Genomic DNA, 7240 nt, shown 5'->3' with positions numbered 1-7240 from the left:
GCGAAGCTCTGATCCGGTTTCGAAGGCATGGAGATAGACGCACTCGTACTTCAGGGATCGCCAGAGGCGCTCGATGAAGACGTTGTCCATCCAACGCCCCCGACCATCCATGCTGATGCGAACCTCGGCTTTGCGCAGTACGCTGGTGAAGGCCTGCGACGTAAACTGGCTGCCCTGATCCGTGTTGAAGATCTCGGGCTTGCCATAGCGGGCAAGCGCCTCCTCCAGCGCCGCGACGCAGAAGCCAGCATCCATCGTGTTCGACAGCCGCCAGGCCAGCACCTTGCGGGTCGCCCAATCCATGATCGCTACCAGGTACAGGAAGCCACGCCGCATCGGGATGTAGGTCACGTCGGCGCACCACACATGATTGGGCCGCTCGATCGCCAGCTTGCGCAGCAGGTACGGATAGATCCGGTGCTGTGGATGCGGATCGCTTGTGCGCGGCCGCTGATAGATCGGTGTCAGGCCCATCTTCGCCATCAGCCGCCGCGCCCGGCGGCGACCAACATCATGGCCTATCCGCTTCAGATGCCGGGCCATCTGGCGGCTGCCATACCATGGGCAATCAAGAAAGGTCGCATCGATCACTTCCATCAACGCCAGCGTCTCATCCGTCTCGGGCACTGGCGTATAATAATAGGCCGATCGGCTGATCGAAAGCAGCCGGCATTGGGCAGAGATTGACAGGCGTTGGTGAGCAGGATCGATCTTCGAGCGCCTCCGTGCCACGCTCATCGACCGGAGGCTTTCGCTAAAAAATCCCGCTCGATGACGAGTTGCCCGATCTTGGCATGAAGCTTTTCCAACTCGGCCTCGCTGGTCGATTTCGTCGCTTCGCCTGCCCCTGAGAAGGTCGTTGCCATGCCATCGACCGCCTGACGCTTCCATGCCGCGATCATCGTATGATGCACGCCATGCTTGGCGGCCAATTCCGCCAGCGTCAGATCACCACGGATCGCCTCCAGCGCCACCTTCGCCTTGAAGTCTGCAGAATACCGCTTTCTCGTCGTCTTCATTCCCGTCCGTTCCTCACGTCGGGATTAGCTTAACATCATGTCCAGAAAACCGGCACCACCTCAGATTTCGGAGGGAGGCAAGATCAACCGGCAGCGCTACGAGACGGCGGTTCTTGCCACATTGCGGGACAAATTGAGAGCAGGTGACGTCTGGGTTGAGGGCACACGCGCGTATCAGCGCTTCGATGCCTATCTCCTCCCGCGCAAGGCGGCGCAGGAAGCCATCGCCGATCTGCCGTTCGATATTGATGCCAAGACATACCTTGCAACGAAAACTGCGGAACTGGACCGACGTTTGCGGCACTTCTCACACCAATTGCGGACCGGTCGCCTTCCTGGCGTCGCGCTGATTCGCGAAAAGCTTAAGGTGCAGCCTTTGCAGGCGATAACGCCGCCAGAAGCAGAAACGTTGGATCGTAAGCTGGATGCTTTGCTGCCGCGGGTGCGGATTACCGAGCTCCTGCTCGAAGTTGCTGAACGCACCGGTTTTCTTGCCGCATTTCGCGATATCCGCTCAGGCAAGGAGCACGACAAACCTCACGCAGTTCTCGCCGCCATTCTCGCGGATGGCACAAATCTCGGCCTTGAGCGCATGGCCAACGCCAGCCAGGGTGTGAGCTATGCCCAGCTCGCCTGGACGCAGAACTGGTACATCTCTACTGAAAATTACGAAGCCGCGCTGGCGCAAATTGTCCGCGAGCACCACCGGCTGCCGTTCGCGCGAAACTGGGGCGAAGGCATTGCCGCATCATCGGACGGGCAGTTCTTCCGCACCGGCAGGAACCGGTCAGGCGCCGCAGAGATCAATGCCAAGTAGAGGGCATAGCGTGGATGGTACGCTAAACGATGGAGTGGATGGCTCCCGCTCACCGGCTGAGGCAGACTGCCTCGGCTGAAGAGCGAGGAGACGGACGATGAGTGAGATTGTCACGATTGGGCTGGATATCGCGAAGTCGGTGTTCCAGGTCCATGGTGTAGACGCTGCGGGTCAGGTGGTTGTGACCCGGCAATTGAAGCGCGGACAGATGTTGAAGTTTTTCGCGGCATTGCCTCCGGTTCTGATCGGGATCGAAGCCTGCGGAACGGCGCATCACTGGGGTCGGCAGCTCCAGAACCTGGGCCACGACGTAAAACTCATCCCGCCGATCTACGTGAAACCTTACGTCAAGCGGCAGAAGAACGATGCCGCCGATGCCGAAGCGATTTGCGAGGCGGTGACGCGGCCGACAATGCGGTTCGTCGAAATCAAGTCAGTTGACCAGCAGGCTGGCGGCGTGCTGCACAAAACGCGGGCACTGCTGATCAAGCAGCGGACGATGATGTTCAATGCCGTGCGCAGCCATCTGGCCGAATTCGGTCTTGTGACGGGTACCGGCGTGGCGCAGGTGGTGCGCATGGTCGATCGGCTTGCGAAAGGGGACGAACTCGATCTTCCGGAACTGGCGCGCGAGACACTCGGCGTCTTAGCGCGCCACATTCAGGAACTGCAGGACAAGCTCACCAGGATCGATAAGCAGTTGACCCGCTGGCATTATCGCAACGACGTCAGCAACATCCTTGAAACCATCCCCGGCGTTGGTGTGATCACCGCCTCGGCGCTCGCGTCGATGGTGACCAACGCGCAGAGCTTCAGGTCGGCCCGCCATTTCGCCGCCTGGCTTGGACTCGTGCCCCGGCAAAACTCGTCAGGTGGCAAGACCCGCCTGGGCAAGATTACCAAGGGCGGCAATCGCTACCTGCGACAATTGCTGGTCGTCGGTGCGACTTCAGTGCTGCGGCATGTCCGGGCGGGCAGCGTCAAAGGCTTTGAATGGGCCAAAGCCTTGCTTGATCGCCGTCCGCCCAAGGTCGTGGCCGTTGCTCTGGCCAACAAGATGGCGCGTATTGCATGGGTGGTGATGACGCGCGGCGTCGAGTATGAAAGAAAGGAATTGGCGATCGCAGCCTGATTGGCAGGCGATGGCAAAACAAGGTTGAGGTGTGAAGACCGACTGAAGGCAAGCCATTCGATCCACCGAGCTTCGGCAAACCTGCTTAGCGTACAGGACTTCGAGTCCGCATAAACGATGAGGAGGCCAGGGCTGGCGGAATCCTTCAAGGCCAGCAGCCGTATAAAGGCTGCACATAAAGGCCGGACACGCGACTGCACTCGATATGGCATGTCAGAACGTCAGAAAATCGCACCGCAACGCGGGAGCCATCCACACGCAACGCTAAGGGCGAACAATCAGCGAACGCTTAGGCCGCACGGCTATCCGGCGGGAGATTGAGGGCCTTTCGGCCAGTGGAAGCGGCTGCACGATCCCAGAGGAAATCGCCGGAGAACGCAATATGCTCCCAACCCACGGGGGACGTATGGGCGAGCAGATCATCAGGCACCGGGACCGATGTTGATCGTAGATGCTGGGCGGCGGCATCCATGTAGATCGTGTTCCAATAGACGATTGCGGCGATGACCAGATTGAGGCCGGATGCCCTATATTGCTGCGCCTCATGGCTGCGGTCGATGATACGGCCCTGGCGGAATGTATAGATCGCCTGCGTCAGGGCATGGCGCTGCTCGCTGTTGTTGAGCCCGGCATGGCATCGCCGGCGCAGATCGGGATTTTCCAGCCAGTCCAGCATGAACAGCGTTCGCTCGATCTTGCCGATTTCCTGCAGCGCGACGTCGAGCTGGTTCTGCCGCTCATAGGCGGCGAGCTTTCTCAGCATGACCGATGGCGCGACATGGCCGGCCTTGATCGACCCGACAAGGCGCAGCACGTCGTCCCATTGTTCAGCTATGACTTCGGTGCGAATGCGCTTGCCCAACAGCGGGACGATGGACGGATAGGCCGTGACCGGCGCCATCGGCGCGAGGCGCCGGTCTGGAAAGTCGCGCAGACGCGGGCAAAAGCGAAAACCCAGCATGGCGCACAAGGCGAAGACATGGTCGGCCGCCCCGCCGGTGTCGGTGTAATGCTCGACGATTTTCAGATCGGTGCCATGGCTGGTGAGGCCGTCGAGGACATAGGGCGCCTCATGCGTCGCCGCCGAGAGCACGTTGATATGATAGGGCGCGCACTGATCGGAAACATGGGTGTAGAAGCTGAAGCCATGATCGACGCCATAGCGGGCGTTGATGTCGCCGCCCGATGCGCCGCGCTTCGCGCCCCTGAAGAACTGGCCATCGGAACTGGAGGTAGTGCCGTCGCCCCATACCCGCGAGAATGGCAGGCGGTGATGCGCGTTGATGAGGACGGCCAGCGCCGCGCGGTAGCTGTCGTCGCGGATATAGGCGTCATGTGTCCACAGGAGTTGATCGCGCGTCACGCCCTGGCTTGCGGCGGCCATGCGCGACAGGCCGAGATTGGTGGCATCGGCGAGGATGGTGGCGAGCAGCGCGTTTTCGTTGGGGCACGCCTCGCCGGTGCGCAGGTTCGTGAAGGCAGCAAGAAAGCCGGTTTCCTGCGCCACCTCATGCAGCAACTCGGTGATACGGATGCGTGGCATCATGGCATCGAGCCGGTCGGCCAGCGCTTCGGCGTCGGGCGTCGCAATCGTGCGAACAGGGGATATCTGGAGACGGTCGTCGCGGTATCGCACACCCTCCAGTGCGTCGCGCTTCAGGCGCTGGGCAAATTTCTTCAGCCGCCAGTCCAGTTCGCGGCCCCGCTGTTCGAGCCATTCGTCGGCTATGGGTGGCAGGCCGAGGGCGGACACGACCGGCTTGGCCTTCGGTTCGCTGAGCAGGTAGCTGTCGAACCGGCGGTATCCTGCCGATCGTTCCACCCAGACATCCCCGGAACGCAGCTTGTTGCGCAGATGCGCGATCGTCGCGATTTCCCAAAGCCGCCGGTTGATCTTGCTATCATCGCCCACGACGATTTTCCGCCATTCCTTGCGGAAGGGCATGGGGGCGTCGGCAGGCAGGTCGCGCTTGCCCGACCTGTTGAGGTCGCGCAGCATTTCGATTGCGGCGATTGTTTTCGCACTGCCCTTCCCGGCCCTGAACTGGAGCGTCTCAAGCAGGTCGGGGGCGAACTTGCGCAACGTCGCATAGCGATCGGCCGCGACCGTCAACGAATCGAGGCTCGCGGTTTCCGCGATCGTCGCTACTTCCGGCCTGGCCTTCAGGAGGGTGTTCCACCCAACCGATGCGTCCAGGGCCTCTATCGGATCTTCCCCGGTATCGACCGCATCGGTCAGCGCGTCGATCGTCCTGCGAAAGATCAGCATGAGCCGCGCCACGTTTTTCGACGTGGTCGCATAGCTGCGCGCCCGGGCGTTCTTCGCGCGGGTGAAGATGCTGCCGATCAGCTTGTCCGCCATCTCCAGAGCGCTGTCGGTCAGCCGTTCTTCGAGGTCGAGCAGGAAGGCAACAAGCGTGGCGCGTCGGCGGGAGGGGATATACCGCTCAATCATATAGGCAGGCGAAGCGCGGCCTTCCCTGACATATTGCCGAAATCGGTCCACATGGATGCGGCCAGCCACGTCCGGGGAAATGCCGATCTTGCGCACTTGCCGCAGGCGGTCGAGAATCTGGCGGATGTGATCGGGCTTGGCCGCGACAGGAATGGTCTTGAGTGAAGCTAGCCCATCATATTCACCGGGCGGCTTTTAGCGGGTTGGCGGGAGTGGCTTAAGCGATTGCTTTGCGGTAGGAAAATGGGTGTCTAGACCAGTCCTGCAGCGAGGCAATTTATGCCACGGACCACACCCGCCAAGAGCAACGATAGCGCACCGGGATTTTCGTTTCCAGCGGTTGGCGGCAAAAAGCTCACCGCCGCGTTCGACGGTGGGCGGCTGACCTCTGACGGCGGCGTGCTGCTGCTGGCCCAGGCCGAGCGCATGATAGGGATCTGCCGACGGCTTGCGGCTTGCATCGCCGATCCGCGGGACCCGACGCGGGTGATCCATCGCCTCGATGACATTCTGCGCGCCCGCGTTTTCGCTATCGCCTGCGGTTATGAGGATGCCGACGATCTCGATGCTCTGCGTGATGATCCGGGGTTCCGCCTGGCGCTGGGCAAGTTGCCAGGATCAGGCGCAGGACTGGCCAGCCAACCGACCATGAGCCGCTGGGAGAATGCGCCGACCACGCGTGAGCTGGCGAAGATGCTGGCGGTAATGGTCGACATCTACTGCGGCAGTTATCCAGCCCCGCCGGCAGCGGTAACGCTGGATATCGATGACACCTGCGATGTCGTGCACGGCTATCAGCAGCTCTCGTTCTGGAATGGTCATCATGGAGAGCGCTGTTTCCTGCCGATCCATGTTTACGATACCGCCACTGGCCGGCCGGTGGCCATGCTGCTGCGCACCGGCAAGACACCCTCAGGCGCCGAAGTGGCCGGCCACATCCGGCGCCTGATCCGGCACATCCGCCGGCACTGGCCCGAAACGCACATCACCATCCGCGGCGACGGGCACTATGGCCGCCCCGAAGTCATGGGCTTTTGCGAAGCAGCCGGGGTCGATTACGTGTTCGGCCTGCCCACTAACGCTGCGCTGCGTGCTGATCCCGAAATCGTCGCTGCCGCCGATGCCTGCGCGGTCAAGCGGGCCAAGACCCAGTATCCGGTGCTGCGCGCCTATGCCGAGACCCGCTACGGCGCCAAGAGCTGGAACTGCAAGCGCCGCGTCGTCGCCCGGATCGAGGCCAGTATCCTGGGTATGGACATCCGCTACGTCGTCACCTCTCTGGCCCAGGGTTCGGCCGAGCACATCTACGATACGCTCTACTGCGCGCGCGGCCAGGCCGAGAACTTGATCAAGCGCCACAAATCCCAACTCGCCAGCGATCGCACCTCGTGCCGCTCGGCAAACGCCAACCAGATGCGCCTCATCCTCCACACCGCCGCTTACTGGCTGCTGTGGCGCATCCAGCAGGCCATCCCCAAGGCAACCGTGCTCGCCACCGCTGAGTTCACGACATTGCGTCTGCGGCTCATCAAGGTGGCTGCCCGCGTCATCGAAACCGCTTCGCGCATCCGTCTCGCCTTCGCGTCGGCATGCCCCGATGCCGGCGTCTTCAAAGCTATCGCGACCGGCTTCCGCCCAGCGCCGACATAACCAGCGCGGCAATGCCGCCCAAAGCCTGAGCCCCGTCCGTCAACCTTGAAAAGCCCATCGATCCTGAACCGGTGAAAAGCGCCGGGGAAGACGCTCGCCCTCGCTACGCCCTCAACAAAAGTCAGGTCCAGAACGCCGAAAGCCTGCGCTCCGGTGAATAACAGAGG

The 7240-nt window shown here is 61.8% G+C and carries 2 protein-coding genes and 3 pseudogenes; 3 read left to right on the top strand and 2 right to left on the bottom strand.

The genetic code is table 11. The annotated features are described in order from the left end of the window. Positions 1 to 1019 (bottom strand): annotated as a pseudogene (locus tag L284_RS41630) (IS3 family transposase); the annotation flags it as partial. Positions 1020 to 1074: 55 nt separating this feature from the next. Here L284_RS41630 and L284_RS41620 point away from each other — a divergent pair. Both L284_RS41620 and L284_RS41615 read left to right on the top strand, forming a co-directional pair. Continuing rightward, positions 1075 to 1833 (top strand): annotated as a pseudogene (locus L284_RS41620) (Tn3 family transposase); the annotation flags it as partial. A gap of 100 nt (positions 1834 to 1933) precedes the next feature. Next, complete coding sequence (locus L284_RS41615; RefSeq protein WP_031342841.1) at positions 1934 to 2968, top strand: IS110 family RNA-guided transposase; 1035 nt, start codon at positions 1934 to 1936, stop codon at positions 2966 to 2968. A 289-nt stretch (positions 2969 to 3257) separates the two neighbouring features. On the opposite strand, the pseudogene L284_RS41610 reads toward L284_RS41615, so the two are convergent. Next, positions 3258 to 5594, bottom strand: a pseudogene (locus L284_RS41610) (Tn3 family transposase); the annotation flags it as partial. Positions 5595 to 5702: 108 nt separating this feature from the next. Here L284_RS41610 and L284_RS41605 point away from each other — a divergent pair. Continuing rightward, positions 5703 to 7073, top strand: coding sequence for an IS1380 family transposase (locus tag L284_RS41605; protein ID WP_021235234.1), 1371 nt, complete (start codon positions 5703 to 5705; stop codon positions 7071 to 7073). Positions 7074 to 7240 lie beyond the last annotated feature (167 nt).

It is taken from the genome of Novosphingobium lindaniclasticum LE124, assembly GCF_000445125.1.
In the GTDB taxonomy this organism is placed as follows: domain Bacteria; phylum Pseudomonadota; class Alphaproteobacteria; order Sphingomonadales; family Sphingomonadaceae; genus Novosphingobium; species Novosphingobium lindaniclasticum.
This window is presented reverse-complemented; position numbering and strand designations above follow the sequence as displayed.

Coding starts and splice junctions, on each gene's coding strand:
- L284_RS41615 (WP_031342841.1), top strand. CDS start 1,934: ATGAGTGAGATTGTCACGATTGGGCTGGATATCGCGAAGTCGGTGTTC.
- L284_RS41605 (WP_021235234.1), top strand. CDS start 5,703: ATGCCACGGACCACACCCGCCAAGAGCAACGATAGCGCACCGGGATTT.